16 protein-coding genes are annotated in these 20,001 nt (G+C 31.4%); 5 read left to right on the top strand and 11 right to left on the bottom strand.

All coding sequences use genetic code 11. The annotated features are described in order from the left end of the window. From B0A78_RS06155 to B0A78_RS06130, 6 genes are all read right to left on the bottom strand, one after another. A partial coding sequence (locus tag B0A78_RS06155; protein ID WP_145955913.1) for a S8 family serine peptidase occupies positions 1-5,227 on the bottom strand: 5,227 nt, incomplete at its 3' end. A gap of 2 nt (positions 5,228-5,229) precedes the next feature. Then, positions 5,230-5,760, bottom strand: coding sequence for a coagulation factor 5/8 type domain protein (locus B0A78_RS06150; protein ID WP_014166319.1), 531 nt, complete (start codon positions 5,758-5,760; stop codon positions 5,230-5,232). Positions 5,761-5,790: 30 nt separating this feature from the next. After that, entirely contained in the window at positions 5,791-6,579 is a 789-nt protein-coding gene (locus tag B0A78_RS06145; protein ID WP_014166320.1) for a hypothetical protein, read from the bottom strand. Between the two features lie 117 nt (positions 6,580-6,696). Beyond that, the gene (locus B0A78_RS06140; RefSeq protein ID WP_014166321.1) at positions 6,697-7,212 is read right to left on the bottom strand and encodes a hypothetical protein; all 516 of its coding nucleotides are present in this window, start codon (positions 7,210-7,212) and stop codon (positions 6,697-6,699) included. A gap of 20 nt (positions 7,213-7,232) precedes the next feature. After that, a complete protein-coding gene (locus tag B0A78_RS06135; RefSeq protein ID WP_065213064.1) occupies positions 7,233-7,874 on the bottom strand; it encodes a hypothetical protein in 642 nt (213 codons plus the stop codon). A gap of 12 nt (positions 7,875-7,886) precedes the next feature. After that, on the bottom strand, positions 7,887-8,603 hold the full coding sequence (locus tag B0A78_RS06130; RefSeq protein ID WP_065213063.1) for a ribosome-inactivating family protein: 717 nt from the start codon (positions 8,601-8,603) through the stop codon (positions 7,887-7,889). A 358-nt stretch (positions 8,604-8,961) separates the two neighbouring features. On the opposite strand from B0A78_RS06130, the gene B0A78_RS06125 reads away from it, so the two are divergent. Beyond that, positions 8,962-10,419, top strand: coding sequence for a M28 family metallopeptidase (locus tag B0A78_RS06125; protein WP_065213062.1), 1,458 nt, complete (start codon positions 8,962-8,964; stop codon positions 10,417-10,419). A 157-nt stretch (positions 10,420-10,576) separates the two neighbouring features. Here B0A78_RS06125 and B0A78_RS06120 read toward each other — a convergent pair whose 3' ends face one another. The 5 genes from B0A78_RS06120 to hpt all read right to left on the bottom strand — a co-directional run bounded on the left by B0A78_RS06120 (position 10,577) and on the right by hpt (position 15,505). Beyond that, positions 10,577-11,845: a zinc-dependent metalloprotease gene (locus B0A78_RS06120; protein ID WP_014166325.1), complete on the bottom strand. Its 1,269-nt coding sequence runs from the start codon at positions 11,843-11,845 to the stop codon at positions 10,577-10,579. Positions 11,846-11,881: 36 nt separating this feature from the next. Continuing rightward, complete coding sequence (obgE, locus tag B0A78_RS06115; RefSeq protein WP_065213061.1) at positions 11,882-12,889, bottom strand: GTPase ObgE; 1,008 nt, start codon at positions 12,887-12,889, stop codon at positions 11,882-11,884. Between the two features lie 65 nt (positions 12,890-12,954). Continuing rightward, positions 12,955-14,187 carry a hemolysin family protein gene (locus B0A78_RS06110; RefSeq protein ID WP_014166327.1) on the bottom strand — a complete coding sequence of 411 codons (1,233 nt, stop codon included), beginning with the start codon at positions 14,185-14,187 and terminating at the stop codon, positions 12,955-12,957. A 174-nt stretch (positions 14,188-14,361) separates the two neighbouring features. After that, positions 14,362-14,934, bottom strand: coding sequence for an adenylate kinase (locus B0A78_RS06105; protein ID WP_014166328.1), 573 nt, complete (start codon positions 14,932-14,934; stop codon positions 14,362-14,364). 37 nt (positions 14,935-14,971) lie between these two features. Next, positions 14,972-15,505 carry a hypoxanthine phosphoribosyltransferase gene (hpt, locus tag B0A78_RS06100; RefSeq protein ID WP_014166329.1) on the bottom strand — a complete coding sequence of 178 codons (534 nt, stop codon included), beginning with the start codon at positions 15,503-15,505 and terminating at the stop codon, positions 14,972-14,974. 700 nt (positions 15,506-16,205) lie between these two features. Between hpt and B0A78_RS06095 the strand changes: the two genes are divergently transcribed. From B0A78_RS06095 to purE, 4 genes are all read left to right on the top strand, one after another. Continuing rightward, positions 16,206-17,363, top strand: coding sequence for a 5-(carboxyamino)imidazole ribonucleotide synthase (locus B0A78_RS06095; RefSeq protein WP_065213060.1), 1,158 nt, complete (start codon positions 16,206-16,208; stop codon positions 17,361-17,363). Positions 17,364-17,434: 71 nt separating this feature from the next. Beyond that, positions 17,435-18,715, top strand: coding sequence for an ATP-binding protein (locus tag B0A78_RS06090; RefSeq protein WP_065213059.1), 1,281 nt, complete (start codon positions 17,435-17,437; stop codon positions 18,713-18,715). 3 nt (positions 18,716-18,718) lie between these two features. Further along, positions 18,719-19,294 carry an HNH endonuclease domain-containing protein gene (locus B0A78_RS06085; protein ID WP_014166332.1) on the top strand — a complete coding sequence of 192 codons (576 nt, stop codon included), beginning with the start codon at positions 18,719-18,721 and terminating at the stop codon, positions 19,292-19,294. 27 nt (positions 19,295-19,321) lie between these two features. Beyond that, positions 19,322-19,804 (top strand): 5-(carboxyamino)imidazole ribonucleotide mutase, encoded by a 483-nt coding sequence (gene purE / locus B0A78_RS06080; RefSeq protein WP_014166333.1) that lies wholly within the window; start codon positions 19,322-19,324, stop codon positions 19,802-19,804. The last annotated feature ends 197 nt before the right edge of the window (positions 19,805-20,001 follow it).

Genomic DNA, 20,001 nt, shown 5'->3' with positions numbered 1-20,001 from the left:
TTGGTGAAGTATTTTTAACAACTGTATGTTCTTCCGAAAATGTTTCAATCCAGCTACCTGATGTGCATTGATAAGAGACTGATGCTTTTATACGATCGTTATTTGACCATTCCATAGGAATTAGAGCGAAAGCCGACATATCAGTGCCTTCTACTAACTTAATCCCATTCTTATACCACTTGTATATAAATGTTCCACTACCTCCTGTAACATTCAAGGTTAAGCTCAAATTATCATCATTTGAACAGAAAGGACGCACTCCATTAATAACTATATTAGAAGGAGAGGTTTGTTTTTCTATTACAAGAGAAACTTCTTTTGTAGTAGCAGGATCTAAATCCGTAAATACAATTGATTTTAATGTATCTCCTGTATTTAAAACAGCTCCTGTAAAAGTAATATCGGAACTATTTGTGGATTGACGAATATTATTTAGATACCATATATATTTATACCCAATCGTTGTATCTCCTGTGATATTTACTAAATATCTTTGAGTATCATTAGCACATAACTTAGGATTACCTGATATTGTAATAGAAAAATTAGGAACAAACTTATAATTGGTATTAAACTTAATTTTTTGTTGTGCTTTTCCACTTACGGCTACATACATAGCGTTATAACTTCCTGTTGTATTTTTTGAATTAATAACAAAATCATAATTACCATTTCTGAGTATTGCATCTTTCAACACATTTTCATCTTCTGTAAAATTACCATCTTTATTAAAATCTAGATAAAATTTAGGTTTCCCAAAAACAGATGATCCATTACTATTCGTTTGAGTTGAACTGAATGTATAGGTTTCTCCTGATTTAAATATAGTATAACTAGATTTAGACATCATGTCATAATCTGAATATGATCCATAAAAACCTACAAAACGTTTGTCATAAATTTTTGAACCAGAAGAATCAGTAATGGTAATTTGATTAAAACGTGTTTTTAATAAACCTACTCTGAATAGGATTTCTTGTTTTGCACTACCAGCAATAGCTACGTACTTAGCTAAAACAGAACCTGTACCTACACAACAGGAAGGAATTTGAAAATCATACCGTCCTTCTACCAAATTACTACTTAACAACAGATCTTCTGAATTTTGTAAAATTCCGTCACCATTTAAGTCAACAAAGAAATTAGGTTTCCCATAAGATGTGCTACCATCGCTATTGCTTTGAGTAGGAACAAACTGATAATTTTGACCCGCTGTATAAATAGCCACTGGGGCTGCTGAACTGATGTCATAATTTGCATATCCATTATATGGACTTGGGAAATTATATGTAAATAGAACTGTACCCGCAGCCTCCTTTACTTCTACTTTTGTAAATCTAGTCTTAACTTCTAATTGTATTTTTAATATTATTTCTTGTTTTGCACTATTAGATGAAGCATAAAGAAGAGCTTTAGTTGAAGCATTAACTCTAAAATTAGTTGGTAATGTAAATTTGTATCGTCCTGATACTAGTACGGATTTGAACAAAACATCTTCACTAGCTTCTAAAATACCATCATTATTTAAGTCTATAAAAAATTTAGGTTTGTTAAAACTTGTTGTCCCATCGTTATTACTTTGAGCAGCTGAAAAATAATAATCTACACCTGACGTTAAGCTCACTTGTGAAGTAGTACCTAAATCATAATCTTTATATTCAGTGTATGAATTAGTAAATAAGACATTGGTGTTATCTTCGATTTTCACAGTACTGAAGCGTGTTTTTAGAGAATTTCCACTTGGTGTGTAAGAAACAAAACCACTTGGTATAGCAAATAAGCCTCCTAACACCCCTACTACAAACTGACCTGAACCTGCTATAGTGGCTCCTGCGGCTCCTGCTATTGCAACTAATGCCCCTCCCCCTGGACCTGGTTTAGGCGTATTATCATAAGATTCGTTTTCTTCCTGATTACATGATTTTACAAAGTCCGCTTCCGAACGTTTATAACAAGATCCTGTGGTTACAACTGCTTGATAAATACCTGAACTGGTTCCTGTAGTTGTTAAAGATTTGCTATTTTGTTGAACAACTCCATCTTTTATAAACTGAACAGTTGCATTAGAATTTGATGACAATAAATTTTGTAACACGTTTTGTTTACTAGGATCGGTAGCTTGAGCCGTTAGCGTAAAAGAACTGGTTCCTTTAGCTGGACAAAATTCAGCAGCACTTTCTGTTAAGCTAATCGCAGGTATTTCTGAATTTGGTAAATCTACTTTATCTGAATTACTAGGTGTAGATTTTAATCCCATGGATAACATTAGTTTTTTTTCAGTAGATGAAATTTCTATTGTTCCTTCTTTAGTAATATTCAAATAGCTATTTGTGGTAACGTTTTTTACTGTATATAATACATTTTTATTACTGTCTCTACTCAGATCAAAAAGATCGGCTTGATCCATTGTAGAACAAACAACAGACCCCCCAACAAATTTTAAGCCATAGTTTTTATTAGACTTAGAAATAATTTTTCTGCTGGTTGTATCATAATAAAAAACAAAATCTCCTGGTAACAAAACGGTTGGATCTTGTTTGTATTCTTCTACCGTTGGCTTAAAGTTTGTTCCATTAGCATCATTATAACGCAAAAACTTTTTAAAAGTCTGATCTGATATAACGAAATAATTATTTTTTGAATTTTCTTTAACTTTTACAGCTACATATTCACTATTTTTAAGAGGTAATTCAGTAGCAATCGTTTTTTCGGCAACTGTCCCTCCTGAACTAATAAATTTAGTCCATTCGTAATCAACAACATCTGGCGAAGGATTTTTAACTAGAACTTTAAAATTATCTTCACAATCGGGTTGTGTAAAATCTAATGTTATTTTCTTATCCGAAACCGTAAAAGCATAGGATAAGGTTTCCTTGTTTGAATCTAGCTTTCTATTGTTTAATTTATCTTTTATTGTGAAATAAAAAGTTCCTGGAAAATTTATTTCTATTTTTTTACTTATAAAATCTCCTTTGCATTTTAGTTCTTGACCTCCTAATGTAATTTCTTTTCCATTATAGTTTAAAACTAAATCAAACTTTTGTGGGTAATTATTTGAGTCTGTATCTTCCGCTTGAATGTTTATATAAGCGGGTTCAAATTGCCCTGGTACTAACTCTAAGTCAGGAACGTCAAAATCTACAGTAGGCATGGTAAAATTACCAATTACTTCATATACTCTTCTAAATTTTTGAGAAGATTCAACAACCAAACCATCTGTATTGATAATTTTCACAAAAACCTCTGCATCATATTGTCCTATTTCATTTAACCCTTTAAAAAAACAAACATCTCCTAAAAGGCATAAACCAGAATCTTTACTTAATTCATAATTATTACCTGATTTTTTATTTGTCAGAATAGCTTTTACAAATTCTACCGTTTGTACTTTATTGTCTAGCGGGTTCGCTTCTTGTACAAAACCTATTTTAAATAGGTCTCCTACATTACCTTGTACATTAGCTACATCCATATCAATAGTAACATAAGGCAGAAAACCAGACATAACAATACTCAAGGGGCAGGTTAATTGATTCCCTTTTAGAGATTCTCCTTTAACAATAAGGGTGTAATATCCTTTTGATAAGTATTCTGGAGAAATTTGTTCTACCGTATTAATCTTATCTATACCATTAATAGCTGGTTTCTTAGGATTTTTAGCATCTAATATATAGGGCTGATAAATATCTCCTTGCTGTGATTGTAAACTTAAATCTATATTTGCATTCAACCCAAACCCAAAATCTTCATCCATCCATGCTGCTGTTATTTTAGGCACATCTCCTCCTGGATAATACAACGGAATTTTATATATTATTTCAGAACTAGCTCTTAGTGTTTTTACATCTTGAATAACTAAGGCGTTTTTAGCAGCGTATCTAAATAATTCTTCTCCATTACATTGCCCCCAACCTGACATATAATCAGGGCCTGGATCGCCTATATCCAATGCACTATTTATTAAAGAGGCTTTAATTGTTGTAGCTGTAGGATATTGACCATTATTTATTTTATATTCTTCAGAAAATGCCGAGACAATAGAACTTACTAATGGGGTTGCAAAGGATGTCCCTTCTTCTTTTTGAAAATTAAAATCAATAGTCTGACCCTCTGCACAAATATCAGGTTTTATACGTCCATCTGTAGTAGGTCCAATAGAGGTATATTCTGTTACAGAATAATTTCCAGCATCATTCAGCATACTTGTAGCACCTACAGTTATTAGGTTTTTACCCCCAGCATAAGAATTAATAGAACCATTTATTTGGGAAGGTTTTGGGTATAAAACGCCATTGCTTCCGTAGGGGATTTTAATTTTCTTTCCATTTTGGTCATCTACATAAATATCGGAGCCCAACTGTATTTTTGAGTCAATTTCTTCCGATCCTCTATGACCGTGATTTCCAGCGGCAAATAACAGAACCGCTTGGTTATTGTTTAAATAAGAAAATTGATTATATTCTTTTTCTTTGTAAGAAATATCTTTTAGTCTATCTAGATAATCATCTCCATTAAAACCTCCTCGCCAATAAGGTATTCCTTGGGTTACTGTCCATTGAAAAGGAGCTCCCCATGAACAATTAATGGCAAAAAATTTAGACGGATCTTTTTTCAATTCCTCTTTATAGTCTCTTAATGAACCGATTCCTCCACTAACTGAATACTGACCGATTACATTATTATTTACGTTTTTACCCACAAAAACACCACGCTGAAATTTTGTGGGGTCTCCCCCGATCATTACAGCTGTAACATCTTCAGCGTGTTCATCTATTGCATGCACACCTCCTACTTCCCGAAAATTATCTTTAAAATTTTTAAAATAATCTCGGGTCATATTAGCAAAACCACCTATTTCAGAAATAATTACTGAGCCAAATGACTTAATACCATTAATGTATTTAGCTATTTGTTCGTTTATATAATCGTGTCCTAGTGCGTCAAATCGTGAAGCCTTATTAGCTTTTATTGTATTATTAATAAGTTCTTCATAAATCAATTTTCCATTAAGTGTATCCAAATTAGTTTTATTTGGACAATCTTTTATTAAATCGTACTCTTTTTGTATTTTTTTATCAAAGGCTTCTTTTTTAGTTTGAATTGAATTCCACAAGACATTTTGCTGTGGTATAAAAGGTCCGAAAAAACCTGTTTCTAATGTATTAGTCTGTATTTGAGAAAAAAGAGACACATTAAACAGTAAAAAAAATAAAATTTTATGTCTCATATTTAATTACATGTTTTAATTCCTGAACCGATCACTACTCCTTCAAACTCCATTTCAGCACAACTAGTAAAATTACCGTATGCTTGAGTTACTTCAAATTTAAAAATTGTGGGATTATTAATAGGTTGTGATAAATTAATAACTTTATCCATATTATCCGCAATCCAAGTAAATTCTCCGTTATTTCCGCCTGGTAAAGGGATAAAAACGGTAGGAGCATTTGCAAGACTATAGGATATATTTACTTTGGTAAAAATTCCATTTAATCCTAAACGTCTAGGTTTATAAATTACTTTACTAACACTAGAGCATGTGTTACTCAAATAAAATTGTAGAGTATTAGGCACTCCACTAATAGACCATTTAGAATGATAGGCAGAATTTACATCTTCATCATAAGCATAATCTAAATTATTAGGAGCTTGAACGGACTCTCCTTCAACAGTAGCGGTTGCGTACACTACTGGAATTCTTGACTGGGCTTGCAATATAAACCCTGTAAGAATAAAAAATAAATAAAAAAATAATTGCATATAAATTAGGTTAAATTTAGTTTATTGGGGTTAATTTAAGGAGCATGTGGTTGATATTACATTACGCGCTTTTAAATCTTCTATTAATGCTTTATCAATTTCTACATACAAATTGTTTTCTGGAGTATTTACAGGCGCATTTTTTACAGGAAAGCCTTGTAAAAACATATAGTAGGCTAGTTGAACGACAGTAGTTGAATATTCAATATGGGGATTTATAGAGGCATAACTGCATTTATCCTTTATATAGGCTTTCACTTCAGGCTTCAACTTTGTGCAAACATCTGTTAAACTAACAATTTTTTGCATCTGTTCTGTTCGTTTAGTATTTTCTGTTGGATCCATCCATTTGGCTTGTCTTAAATTTTCATTTAATCTTACTCCATCAGCAACGTACTGCGGAACAACTGGATTATCTTTTATAGGTGATTTGTAGTTAACAAAATCTTGAAGTAAATTTTGATTAACTGAAACATGTATTAACTCATGTAAAAGAGTACCCGCACTGTTTTTTGAATAACCAATGGTATAACTTTTAGGTAATCCTATTTCGGTATCGTATTTACAAATTGTAGATCCTCCTTGTCGTGTATCTTCTCTGTTTAAAGAAGTAACTAATTCAATATTTCGCAAAGCATCCTTAATAGCAATAGCTAAATACGGATTTGAAACCGCAAAACTATGGCTTTTCAAAACGCGTATATCACGTTGAACTTCTGGATCAATAACTTCTTTTTTGCACACATTTTTAAATGCAAAAAGAGAAAAAACACTCCCTAAAAACAAGGGAATTGTAGATTTAGGTAAAATTTGATTCATTTTATATTTTTTTTAACATAATATTATAAAGTTATAATTGATTTTAAATATTCACAAATAAAATCTAATATTTTTTTCTATATTGTCTAAAAAATCAATTTTTTTTTATAATATAGTTCAATTTTTAATAAATATATTATATATTAAATTTCCTCCTTCATACGGAAAACCGGTAATTCTGGGGGGATTTGACTGATAATCTACGCATTTTAAACTTGGATTGATACCGTTATTATAATATCCACTATCACGGGTAACTACCACCATGTGACCACTACCTCCTTGACGTGTATAAGCTAATCCTACACTTTGCCCATTAGGTAAAGTAGAAAGAAGACAATAGGCAGTAGCTTCATCTAAGCCTGTAATACACCGAACACTAACTCCTGCATTTCTAAATAAATCTATAATTTCATCTATTTGTGCAGTATCTTGTTGCATTATACCTGTTGATGCTACTAAATCTGTAACTGTTGTGTTTAGCAATGCTGCAGTAGAACAGTAATAACAATTTTCATTTAAACAATAACTATTCGTTGACTTTATGGGATCCATAACAGGATAAAAACCTTTTTGTCCTAACCCCAAAAAAGAAAAGAACAAGAAAAACAAAGTAGTAATAAACTTTTTCATAAAATTATACATAGTAAAAATTAAAAAATAATACAGCGTTCTCTCTTTCTATCATTTACCTCTCTTCTAATATCTACTTTTAATCGCATATCATCTAGTTTATCAAATTCCTCAATAGCTTTTTTTTGCTGTTCACTTAATTTGGGTTTTGTACACTCAGGACATACAAAAGTATATAATGACTCTCCACTCCGGAGTTGGTGATCTAAGACAGGATTTTGACCTTTAGTTCTAGTTACTAACTCATTCATCCAATCTTTGGCTGGAAGACAAATAATATCTTCATCTAGTGGATCTACTCCTCTAAATTGTTTGTGAGTTGGATCTAGTACCAATTCTTTGCCTTTAAAAATTATTGTTACAGCAGTATGATTAAATGATTCGTATTGAGGATAACGCCATTTCCAATAAGCAAAAGTAGCTCCCTCACCAACTGAAAAACCTTTAGAAGATAATAGTGATTTAACACGTATAGCATCAACACATGATCCTCCATTCTTGGATATAAATTCTTTTATTGCATCTTTTGCTCTGTCTAGATATTGCCTTAACTCTTCCTTTTGCTGTTCCGTTTGCAAATTGGAAGATACAATAGCAAAACGACTGCAAGGATCTTGTGAAAATCCTTTTATAAAAAACAAAAACAGTATATAAAATTTCATAGATTTAAAAAATTAAAAATTATTATCTCCTAACAAAGTTGTATTCCATCTTTTTATCATATCATAACGAGTTGACGCATCAAATGGAGTAGAAGTTCTTAACATATTATATACATCTGTTTCAACAGACTTAAAACGGGAAGTTTCACAAGTGATGATGATGATTTTAGTTAATGCAGAAGATAATGCAGAAGATATTATTGTACCTTTAAAATTACTTATTGTTCTAACTAAAGTCTCTAACTCAGCTTTATTAATAATTGGCAATGAGGAAGCATGACCTAAACTTCTATAAGAACCATCTACTGGAAGACTAACACTATTGACCCCTTTTAATTCAGGATTTGGGAAAGGTTCTATATTGAATAAATAATCTCTTCCATCTCCTCCCTTAAATCCTATGACATACAATGAAGCGTTTGGGGCGGGTATGCAAGCCCTACTTTCAAAAGCTGCATTAAGGTACAGAAGGCAACTGGCTTCATTAATCTTTACTTTAACTTGTAAAACATTCGGAACATTTGCATTTCCTCTAAAAGCATCTCTAATATTTTGAATATTAGAATTATAAACAGTATGTTCTAGATTTAGATCAAAAACTCCTAGAACTCTACTTTTTTTCAGATAAGATTTATCCAATTGATAAATCTTTTTTTGACAATTTACTTTTTTTTCGTTGAATCCTAAAAAAACAAGAGATAAACAAGAAAATAATAATGGTTTTAACATATATTTAATATTTAATTCAAAAGCAATATAAACAAAAAATACTTATTGTTTAAATAAATAAAACCAAATATTTATTTTTTACCAAAAAACACAACTAGAACTTTCTTTTATAACAACAAATATGTGTTTTCAGTAAATAATCTTTAAAAAAGCAAAACGCAGTTTAATAAAAACCATTTAGATTTAACGATCGGCAACTGAAAAGACTTAATTACAGGCTTGTATTAAAAAATAATTCTTTTGTGTTTTATTTCTAATTACATTTAGACATTAAAAACGATCTTTTCTTGATCTAATATTTAACGGTTTAACAGAATTATTTAAAAAACATATACTTTAAATTCAATTACAAATAGAGATGAAAAAAATCTTATTGATTTATTTAGCCGCTTTAACGGCACAGGCACAAGATTATAAGAAGCCCTTAGTAGAAGCCCTTAAAGAAAAAGATCTTCGAACTGATATGTACCAATTAGCAGGGGATCAATTTTTGGGGCGAGAGGCTGGTACTTTAGATGAACTAAAAGTATCTACTTGGTTTGTTAATAAAATGAGAGAAACAGGTATGCAACCAGCTGGAGAATTTGGCACTTATTATCAATTTTTTGACATGTATCGTCATCAAATAAGTCCGAATAGTTATATAAAGATAGGTAATAAAAGTCTTAATATATGGAAAGACATATTAGTAGCGGATGTGGTAAATGCTGATTTTAAAACGGCTATTGTATATGTAGGCAAGGTGGAACCCGATGAATTAGCTACGAAGAACATTCAAGACAAAATCGTTGCAATTGAAATTTCTGACACCAATATTGATAAAGAGATGACTTTATTTGAACGTCGTTATCCTGGTTTTATTAAAACAAAATATTACAACCAAGTAAAAAAATTAGGTGCTAAAGGAATTATATTTATAACAGACGCCATTTCCGAAAAAAGTTGGACAGAAGTACTCCCTCAAATGACCCGAGGTATATATGGTATAGAGGGATTACGAGATAAAGTTGAAAACACTCTTCCTTTATTTTGGATTAAAAGATCCAACAAAGAATGGTTAACTCAAAATCCAGAAATAGAAATTCGTCTAGAAACGGAAACGTATCAATATCCATCCGTTAACCTAATCGGAAAAATAGACGGAACAGATCCTCTGCTAAAAAACGAATATGTATTAATTAGCGGTCATCAAGATCACGATGGTATCCGACACGTAGTAATGAATGACAGTATATATAATGGAGCGGATGATAATGCAAGCACTTGTGTTGCTATGCTTGCAATAGCTAGAGCGTATCAAAAGCAACCTTCAAAACGCAGCCTCTTATTTGTATTTCATGGTGCAGAAGAACGAGGATTATTAGGTTCTCGATATCATACTCAACACTTAATGGTTCCTAAAGACAAAATAGTGGCTGTATTAAACGGCGATATGATTGGGCGTAATAATTTAGATGAGGCGGCTTTATTAGGAGGAGAAAGTCCTCATAAAAACTCTGATGATTTAGTTAAAATGGCTATTGATGCTAACAACGAAAGTACCCGTTTTAAATTTTTAAAAGATTGGGATTTACCTGAGCATCCTGAATATTTTTATTTTAGAAGTGATCATGCTCCTTATGCTCGAATGGGGATACCTGCTATTTTTTTTACTTCTGTTTTACATCATCAATATCACACACCGCAAGATGAATCAGAAAATATCAATTTTAAAAAATTATATAAAATGACGGAGTGGATGTACAGAACTTCATGGAAAGTTGCTAACGTACCTGAAAGACCAAAGCTACTGGAAAGCTTTAAGCTGGAACGATAACTATTAAAAAGGAGTCGTTCTAAAAACAAGCTGCTTTTAGAGAATTGAATGAATAAAAATTACATCCGATAGGTTCTAGATATTTTAGCCCTAAAAAAAGAGGCTAACCTGAAAAAAAAATTTCAGGTCAGCCTCTTTTGTTTTTTTATAAATTAACTTATCGTTTACTTATTTTTTTAATTACTTCTTCATTATCAAATTTTAAGACTATAAAATAAATACCTGTTTCTAGAAATGATAAATCAAACTTTTCTTCTTTTTCTACGCGAGTATTAGACATTTCATAAATAATTCTCCCTATGCGATCTACAATTTGAATAGCACATGAAGAAGGCGTTTTTTCAAATGTAACATTTAGCACATCATTAAATGGAACTGGATAAATATTAAAATCTTTCTTTGTTTCTACATCATTCACAACTACAGGAGCTTGACCAAATACATCTTTAACAAATTGAGATGATATCAAATCATAATAGGTTTTCATAGCAGCGGCTTGTTGTTGTGTAAACATATACATACAAGGATCATCTAGATAATCCATATAGTTCATGGTTAAAGCTTTTTCATTTGGCTCACAACCAGGAACTGATCCTGGTTTAAGACAACCAAAACTTGCGTTACCCACTTTTGGTGTATCTGCTATACCATCATCACCAGTTGCACAACCTTTACCATCACCGAAAGTATGTCTTAAGTTAAAAAAGTGTCCTAATTCATGCGTCAATGTTCTTCCTAAATCATTATTTTTCACAGGTACATACCCTGGACATCCTAAACCACTACCAAAACAAAAAGTATTTATGACTACAGTATGACCTTGTGATGGTCTTCCTCCCAAAACAGAATAGCCTAATATTTGCGAATTATCTTTTTTAGGGATTTGACGAACTACTAAATTCATATATCCCTTCCATGTAGGATCTGAATCAGAATCATTTAAAAAATCTGTACCAAATGTAATCGCTGGAACGCCATCTACTAATCCTGATTCTTTGGGATGATTTTTCGTAGCTAAAACAAATTGAACATTCATTTTTCCGTTCAAAGTATTAGGATACATACGCGCATCAACGCTCCACTTTGAAAGGTCTTTATTCTCCGCATTATAATCCGCGTTTAATATATCTATTTGGCTTTGTACTAATCCTGCTATACATTTTTTATCGTTTTCAGTAGGAGATGTAAACATTGGAAAGTGAACTGCTACGGGTATTTTTATAGGTTCAGCTAGTTTATCTTCTGTTTTTCCTTCTCTAGTATTTTTTAAAAGTCTTTCCTTAAATTTAGTTTGCAATTTATAATGATCTATTTTGTTTTTTGGATCTTTTAAATATTCCTGCATATAGGATTCCGTACCACATTTTCTATCTTGAGCAAACCCTAAGACAGAAATTACTAAAAACAACTTGAAAATTATTTTCATCACTTAAATAATATTATATTTTACCTTTTAAAAAAATTAATTTACAGAGTTAAGCATCTTCCATAACTTATCTTTTAACTCTAGCATTCCTTGTTGCGCTACAGAAGAAATAAATAAATACTCAATACCTTTAAAATCTTGATCCAATTGTACTTTCATTTCAGCCTTTAACTCATCATCTAACATATCGCATTTAGAGATTACGACCAAGCGTTCTTTATCTAAAAGTTCTGGATTATATCTACGTAATTCATCAATCAATATATCGTATTGAGCTTTAATATCGTCTGCATCGGCTGGAATTAAAAACAACAGAGTAGAATTACGTTCAATATGACGTAAAAAATAATGTCCTAATCCACGTCCTTCTGCTGCTCCTTCTATAATTCCTGGAATATCAGCTATAACAAACGATTGAAAATCACGATATACTACAATTCCTAAATTAGGTTTTAATGTTGTAAAAGGATAATCTGCTATTTTAGGTTTCGCAGAAGTTAATACAGATAATAATGTAGACTTCCCTGCATTAGGAAAACCAACCAAACCTACATCGGCCAATACTTTTAGTTCTAAAACGACATCAATTTCATTACCGGGCATCCCTGGTTGAGCATACCTTGGAGTTTGATTAGTAGCACTTCTAAAATGCCAGTTGCCTAGTCCTCCTTTACCTCCTTTTACAAGAATTTCTTTTTGCCCATGCTCTGTTATTTCAAACAATACTTCATCTGTATCTTTATCTTTTACCACAGTTCCTAACGGCACTTCTACAAATTTATCTTCGCCATCATGTCCTGTAGAACGTGAAGAACCACCATCTCCTCCATGACCTGCCTTAACGTGTCTTAAGAATTTCAAATGAAATAACGTCCATAGATTCTTATTACCTACTAATATAACGTGTCCTCCACGTCCCCCATCTCCTCCATCAGGGCCTCCTTTTTCAATAAACTTTTCTCGATGCAAATGAGAAGATCCTTTTCCTCCTTTACCCGAAGCTACATATATTTTTACGTAATCTACAAAATTCCCTTCTGTCATTTCTTTCTAATTTACAATCATAGTCTTAATTCCTAGCCAATATAGTTAGAAACTAAGACCGAACTCTAATTTATTTCTTTTAATGAACGAACAATTACTTTATCTATTTTTATCCCGTCCATATCTATTACCTCTAATTCCATTTTATTCCAGATAAGTTTTTCGCCTACTTTAGGAATAGAACCTAACTCAGTCATAATCAAACCACTTACTGTTGTCACTTCATAATCATTGATTAAATCATCCATGTCAAAATAAGTTAAAAAGTCATGCAAAGAATAATGTCCGTCTACTAACCAGCTTCCATCTTCTCTTGCTACTAACTGAAATTCTTCTTCATAAAACTCAGCTGCGTCACCTACCAATGCTTCTAAAATATCATTAAGAGTAATTATACCTTGTAGTACCCCATATTCATCTGTTACAAAGGCATAATGTACTTTTGTTTTTTTAAAATTTTCCAAGGCTTTATAGGCTGATGTATGCTCTATAAAGTATACAGGTTCTTTAGTGATAGAACGCAAGTCAAAATTTCCTCCTTTTTCAAAATTCACAAAAAGGTCTTTCAAAAAGACTACGCCCACCACATTGTCTAAATTATCTTCACAAACAGGATATATAGAGTGTAATTCTTCTAAAACTTGGGATTTCAACTCATGTATTTGATCTTCTAATGAAAGATAAACCACCGATTTACGATGTGTCATCAAGGAGTTTACTTTTCGATCACCAATATGAAAAACACGTTCTACTATATCTTGTTCGATTTCTTGTACTTCTCCCCCTTCTGTACCTTCTTTTATAATTGCTTTGATTTCTTCTTCGGTAACCTTTCCATCTGCTGTTGGCTTTATATTAAGAACTTTCAAAATAAACTCAGTAGAACTGGTTAATAACCAAATAAAAGGAGCTGTGGCTACTGAAATCATTTTCATAGGTACAGCCACGGATTTAGCAATTGTTTCGGGGTAGTTTAAACCAATTCTTTTAGGTAATAATTCGCCTAAAACCAAAGAAAAAAAAGTTAACCCCATTACAACCACTCCAGTACCTAGACTTTTAGAGTACGGCTCAGTAATAGAATAAGTAGCAAAAAATTCTTGCACATCATGTGTAATTTTATCTCCTGAGTAAATACCTGTTAAAATTCCTATTAAGGTAATTCCTATTTGTACTGTTGATAAAAATTTATTGGGTGAATTAGCCAGATCTAATGCTGTTTTCGCACTCGTATTGCCTTTTTTGGCAGCGGTTTCTAACCTATTTTTTCTTGCTGATATGAGTGCGATTTCTGACATGGAGAAAACTCCATTTAACAGTATCAGCAAGAATATTATGACTATTTCCATTAATTATATTGGTTTGATTTGTTTAAGGTTTTTAACCCATAAGTTTTTCTAAAATACAACATTCTACATACAAATATAACACCTTATTATTTAAACTTAAGAGTTAAAACCTAAATCTAAATCTTATAAATTTTCTATTACTGAGCTTAATCGTTGCGTAACCTCTTCAATTGTACCAATACCATCTACAGCATGAAACCTTCCTTTGTTTTGATAATATCCAATTAAAGGGGCTGTTTTTTCATTATATTCTTGGTAACGATTTCTAATCTTTTCTTCATCTTGATCATCTGTCCGTCCTGAAGTTTTACCGCGTTCTAGTAAGCGTTGTACTAAAATTTCATCATCAGCCTCTAAAGCAATAGTAGCTGTAACCATTTGATCTTTACTAGTCAAAAAAACATCAAGTGCTTCTGCTTGAGCAATAGTCCTTGGAAATCCATCAAATAAAAAACCAAATGAATTCGGATTTTTTTGAACTTCAGATTGTAGCATATTAATAGTAACATCATCTGGTACTAAATCACCTTTATCTATATAAGACTTAGCTAACATTCCTAATTCCGTCTGATTTTTAATATTAAAACGAAAGATATCTCCAGTAGATAAATGAGTTAAATTGTATTTTTTTGTTAAAAATTCAGCTTGAGTCCCTTTTCCTGCTCCAGGTTTTCCGAAAAGAACGATATTAATCATTTTATTCTAAATTTTTTATATTGTTAATTTTGTATTACTATTCTGCTAACTGGTACACTTCTTTTAAATTCCTACCTAAACCATCATAATCCAATCCATAACCTACAATAAACTTATTAGGGATTCTAATTCCCACATAATCTAATTTGATGTCTTTAGTATAAGCTTCTGGTTTAAAAAATAAAGTAGCAATCTTTAGCCTTTTAACTCCTTGGTCCTTAAAAATATTTTTCAGTTCCTCCACCGTGTTTCCTGTATCTACAATATCCTCTACTATTATCACACTTCTTCCTTGTAGATCTTGATTTAAACCAATTAACTGTTTTACTTCATGAGTAGTATTCGTACCTTCATAAGATGCCAATTTCACAAAAGAAACTTCACAAGAAGAATCATAATGCTTCATCAAATCCGACAAAAACATGAACGAACCATTAAGCACTCCTATAAAAACGGGCACCTCATCTTGAAAATCATTTTTGATTTGCTGGGCTAAATTACCTATAGCGAAATCAAGTTCTTCAAACCCGATAAATGGTTTAAAATACTTATCGTGTAACTTAATCTCCATATTTTGTGTTGTTTTAAAAAAATAAACGGCAAAGATAATATAAAGATTTTAGATATTAGTTTTTTACTCCTTAAGTTTTTATCTACTTTTTTGAACTAATGTTTTAACCATTTTTACGACTTACCACACCAATGTACCTTTAATTAATTTCACTACAGTTCAATAATATTATTTCTGTTTTTTTCAATCATTGAATTCAAGCAACAAATAGAATTTGAATTATATTAAAACCAACTTAATCCATGAACCTTTATTTTTTTCTAATTTATAGTATAGTCATGAATATTTTTAATCTTCTCCTAAAGTTAACTATTCCCTTTCAAAAAACGAGCATGCGGAATAACAAATAAAACAAATTCAAAGAACCTTTATAAATTAATCAGCAACCAAAAAAAAGGCACAACAAATTGATTAACAATAACTTAAAAACAACTCCGAATTAAAAATAAACTTTAACAAAATATACGGTTTTCCCGTATATTTTTTAACAGATTTTTCTCTAATTTTGAATCAAGCAAAACAAGTTAAAAAACTACAAATAAACACCCTACTTATTCCAAAAGCGTACTTTTAACCCAAAGTCGTCTTTCATTAAAATACCCTTCCCAAACGGGGTATTTTTTTTTGTATTAATACCTCATATTGATCCCTTTTTTTGAAAAAATAGTATCTTTGCGCTACACACAACACAACAACTACAATGAACTATTATTTTTCTTCCGATTATAAATTGGGAATATTAGGAGGTGGACAATTAGGTAAAATGCTCCTATGTGAAACACGAAAATTTGACATTCAGACATTTGTTCTAGATCCTAACGAAGAAGCTCCAGCAAGAATAGGATGTGATAAATTCTACCAAGGCAGTCTATTGGATTTTGACACCGTTTATCAATTCGGAAAAAAAGTTGATTTATTAACCCTTGAAATAGAACATGTAAACCTAGAGGCTTTAGAAAAATTAGAAGAAGAAGGCTTAGCTATTTATCCATCACCTAAAACCCTGCGATTAATTCAAAACAAAGGACAGCAAAAGGATTTCTATTCAAAAAATAACATTCCTACTTCAGTATACCAACGTTTTGTTGACATTACTGATTTAAAAGAAGCTATTAAAAAAAATGAATTAGAGTTTCCTTTTGTCTGGAAATCAGCTCAAGGTGGTTATGATGGGAATGGCGTAAAAATTGTTCGTTCTAGCATGGATTTACTTCATTTACCTGAAGTAGAATGTTTAGCGGAAGACTTAGTTTCTTTTAAAAATGAGTTAGCGGTAATAGTTGCTCGCAATCCTAAAGGAGAAATAAAAACGTATCCCGTAGTTGAAATGGAATTTCACCCAGAAGCCAATCAAGTAGAATACACCATTTGTCCTGCTAGGATTGACGATACTGTGGCACAAAAAGCACGCGAGGTGGCTTTAAAGGTTTCAGAAGCGATGAACCACGTGGGCTTGCTTGCGGTAGAGATGTTTCAAACAGAAGATGATGATATTCTTGTAAATGAAGTTGCGCCTCGCCCACACAATTCAGGTCATTATAGTATTGAAGCAAGTTATACCTCACAATTTGAACAGCACCTGCGGGCTATTTTAGATTTACCTCTAGGCAATACAAATAGTAAAGTAGCTGGTATTATGGTAAATTTAGTCGGAGAAGAAGGCTATTCTGGACAAGTAGTCTATAAAAATATCGGACAAATAATGGCAATAGAAGGTGTGACTCCTCATATTTATGGAAAACGCGAAACAAGACCTTTCCGTAAAATGGGACATGTAACGATAGTAAATGAAAACATGAGTGAAGCAAGAAGAATTGCTGAAGAAGTAAAAAATAATATTAGAGTGATTAGTCAATAGAAAAGCCTCCTAACCCCCAAAGGGGGAATTTAAAAATTCATAAAAAGTTATAAATTTGTAATTAAAAATAAATGAAACTTTCAAAGTTACATATAGACCAATACAGACATTTAGAAAATTTAGATTTTGACTTTACCTATCCTATGGATTTTCACGATGAAACAATGCGTGGAAAACCTTTAAACAAAATATGTTTTATTGGGCAAAGTGGAACAGGAAAAACGAAGTTATTAGAACTAATACACAAAGATATTAGCAATCTACTGAATACTGAATTAGATGAAGATAGCAAAATCTGGATAAATTTCAATAAATATGATAGTACTATTGGATTACAGATAAACGAAAATAACTTTAGTTTTAAAGAAGGCAATTACTACCTAAATGGAAACATTATACAAAGAAGTTCGAATAAATCAACTTTTACTAGCACACTTATAAAAGAAGCAAAAAGTCTATTTTATTTTACAGCTGAACTACTATCAACTAAAAATTTAGAATTTTTCGAAAAAGAACCTATTTTGTTAATAGAGAAATCTAGAACTTTTTCTTTTATTGATCAATTTGCTGTAAATGAAAATCAAAACATAATTTTCAATGACAATATTGAAGAAGAAATTTGGATCAGATTACTAAATTCAAGTATAAATTATTTACAAAACTTTTTACAATTTGCAACAGAATTAATTAATAGCGGAAATGTACTAGACAATTCCTCTCAAAACAAAATAGATGCTTGGAAATCAGAAAATATAAATCCTCTAATAGATTTTTCAGAAAAATTCAATATCATCTTAGAGAAAATTCAATTAGAAGTTGATTTAACAAATGCAAAAAACATTATCCCTTTAAAAAATAAAAACACAGGAGAGAATGTTGATATAAAAAACATCAGTACGGGAACCAAACAACTTTTAATCAACTCCTTACCTCTTTACAAACTCGAAACCAAAGAATCAATCATCCTAATAGACGAACCAGAGCGTTCATTATATCCAGATATGCAAATGGATTTGATGGACTATTATCAAAATCTTGCACCAGAAGCTCAGTTTATAATAGCAACCCACTCTCCATTTATCGCAGCGTCTTTTGAACCTTGCGAGCGATTTATTTTATATTTCGATGAAGATGGAAAAGTGGCAGTAAGACAAGGAACGTCTCCTATAGGTGATGACCCGAATGACTTATTAAGCAATGATTTTAAAATAGATTACATTAACAAATTTGGTCACCAAAAATTTCAGGAATACATTGACTTAAAACAAAAAGTTTATTTTGAAAAAGACGAAAAACGAAAAGAAGAGTATTTAGAAAAATTAGAAAAACTAGGAGACCAATATAACTTCTAAGCCATGAAAAGAATTATTAAAAGCCAAGACTCAAATGTTTTACAAGAAAATTTAATTTATAAAAAAGGAAATAATCAAAAATTAGGAAAAATTCTTTTACAAGAACAAAAAAATTTTTGCGCTTATACGGAGGAATATATCAACATAAATGACGCTGTTGATATTGAACATTTCAACCCAAATCTTAAATACACTGATAAAGACTCATATTACAATTGGTTTATGGTAAAACACAAACCTAATAATAAAAAAAGAACAAAGTGGATGGAACAAATACTCCATCCCACAAATGAAGATTTCGAAAAAAGAATAATTTACTTTGAAGGCTTTTTTATTCATAATCCTAATGATATTGAAGCTAAAAATTTGATTTCTTTGTTAAACTTAAATCATGAATCTTTTGTAAAAAACAGAAAAAATTATATTAAAAGACGAAAAGAAAGAATTCAAGAGTCAAATAAATCAAGTTTCGATTATTTTAAAGAAAAAATAGAAAAAGAAATTGACTCCATCAAATACCTTAGAGCCATACAAGAAGAATTTAACATAGACATTTGGAAAATGATTCCACAACCATAAAATAATACATAATTTAGACAACACACTATGAAAGTAGCCATCGTAATGGGAAGCATCTCTGACATGCCAGTAATGCAGGATGCCATAAACATATTAGCAGAATTTGGAATCGAGACAGAAGTTGACATCGTTTCGGCTCACCGCACCCCTGAAAAGTTGGTTGATTTTAGTAGCAATGCACACAAAAGAGGAATCAATGTAATTATTGCTGGTGCCGGTGGAGCGGCACATTTACCAGGCATGGTCGCTAGTATGAGTCCATTACCAGTTATAGGTGTACCCGTAAAATCAAGCAATTCAATTGATGGATGGGATTCTGTTTTATCTATCTTACAAATGCCAGGCGGGGTTCCTGTTGCCACAGTAGCCTTAAATGGAGCTAAAAATGCAGGTATTTTAGCTGCACAAATTATTGGTGCACAAAATCAAGACATTTTAAAAAGAATAATTGATTACAAAGAAGGTTTAAAACAAGCGGTTTTGAATGCCTCAAAAAATTTAAAAAAATAATAGAATCCCGAGTAAATCGGGATTTTTTATTTAGGATATTTTCTATTTTAGCAAAAAGAAAAAGATCCAGTGGTATTTAGAGATTTAAAGTAACATGAATACCGATTGAGTTAAATCAATATTCAAATTTTAAACATCATTAGATTTTTAGCACTTATCTCTAAAATCAAGACACAAAACATAATAACCTTTTACTA

Origin of the sequence: Flavobacterium columnare NBRC 100251 = ATCC 23463, assembly GCF_002530675.1 — a bacterium.
GTDB classification, from domain to species: domain Bacteria; phylum Bacteroidota; class Bacteroidia; order Flavobacteriales; family Flavobacteriaceae; genus Flavobacterium; species Flavobacterium columnare.
Note: the sequence above shows the minus strand (reverse complement) of the source record. Positions and strands in the feature narration are given on the sequence as shown.

What these genes read in the sequence shown, in the direction of transcription:
- B0A78_RS06150 (WP_014166319.1), bottom strand. Translation starts at nt 5,760, where the DNA reads ATGCAATTATTTTTTTATTTATTTTTTATTCTTACAGGGTTTATATTG.
- B0A78_RS06145 (WP_014166320.1), bottom strand. Translation starts at nt 6,579, where the DNA reads ATGAATCAAATTTTACCTAAATCTACAATTCCCTTGTTTTTAGGGAGT.
- B0A78_RS06140 (WP_014166321.1), bottom strand. Translation starts at nt 7,212, where the DNA reads ATGAAAAAGTTTATTACTACTTTGTTTTTCTTGTTCTTTTCTTTTTTG.
- B0A78_RS06135 (WP_065213064.1), bottom strand. Translation starts at nt 7,874, where the DNA reads ATGAAATTTTATATACTGTTTTTGTTTTTTATAAAAGGATTTTCACAA.
- B0A78_RS06130 (WP_065213063.1), bottom strand. Translation starts at nt 8,603, where the DNA reads ATGTTAAAACCATTATTATTTTCTTGTTTATCTCTTGTTTTTTTAGGA.
- B0A78_RS06125 (WP_065213062.1), top strand. Translation starts at nt 8,962, where the DNA reads ATGAAAAAAATCTTATTGATTTATTTAGCCGCTTTAACGGCACAGGCA.
- B0A78_RS06120 (WP_014166325.1), bottom strand. Translation starts at nt 11,845, where the DNA reads ATGAAAATAATTTTCAAGTTGTTTTTAGTAATTTCTGTCTTAGGGTTT.
- obgE (WP_065213061.1), bottom strand. Translation starts at nt 12,889, where the DNA reads ATGACAGAAGGGAATTTTGTAGATTACGTAAAAATATATGTAGCTTCG.
- B0A78_RS06110 (WP_014166327.1), bottom strand. Translation starts at nt 14,187, where the DNA reads ATGTCAGAAATCGCACTCATATCAGCAAGAAAAAATAGGTTAGAAACC.
- B0A78_RS06105 (WP_014166328.1), bottom strand. Translation starts at nt 14,934, where the DNA reads ATGATTAATATCGTTCTTTTCGGAAAACCTGGAGCAGGAAAAGGGACT.
- hpt (WP_014166329.1), bottom strand. Translation starts at nt 15,505, where the DNA reads ATGGAGATTAAGTTACACGATAAGTATTTTAAACCATTTATCGGGTTT.
- B0A78_RS06095 (WP_065213060.1), top strand. Translation starts at nt 16,206, where the DNA reads ATGAACTATTATTTTTCTTCCGATTATAAATTGGGAATATTAGGAGGT.
- B0A78_RS06090 (WP_065213059.1), top strand. Translation starts at nt 17,435, where the DNA reads ATGAAACTTTCAAAGTTACATATAGACCAATACAGACATTTAGAAAAT.
- B0A78_RS06085 (WP_014166332.1), top strand. Translation starts at nt 18,719, where the DNA reads ATGAAAAGAATTATTAAAAGCCAAGACTCAAATGTTTTACAAGAAAAT.
- purE (WP_014166333.1), top strand. Translation starts at nt 19,322, where the DNA reads ATGAAAGTAGCCATCGTAATGGGAAGCATCTCTGACATGCCAGTAATG.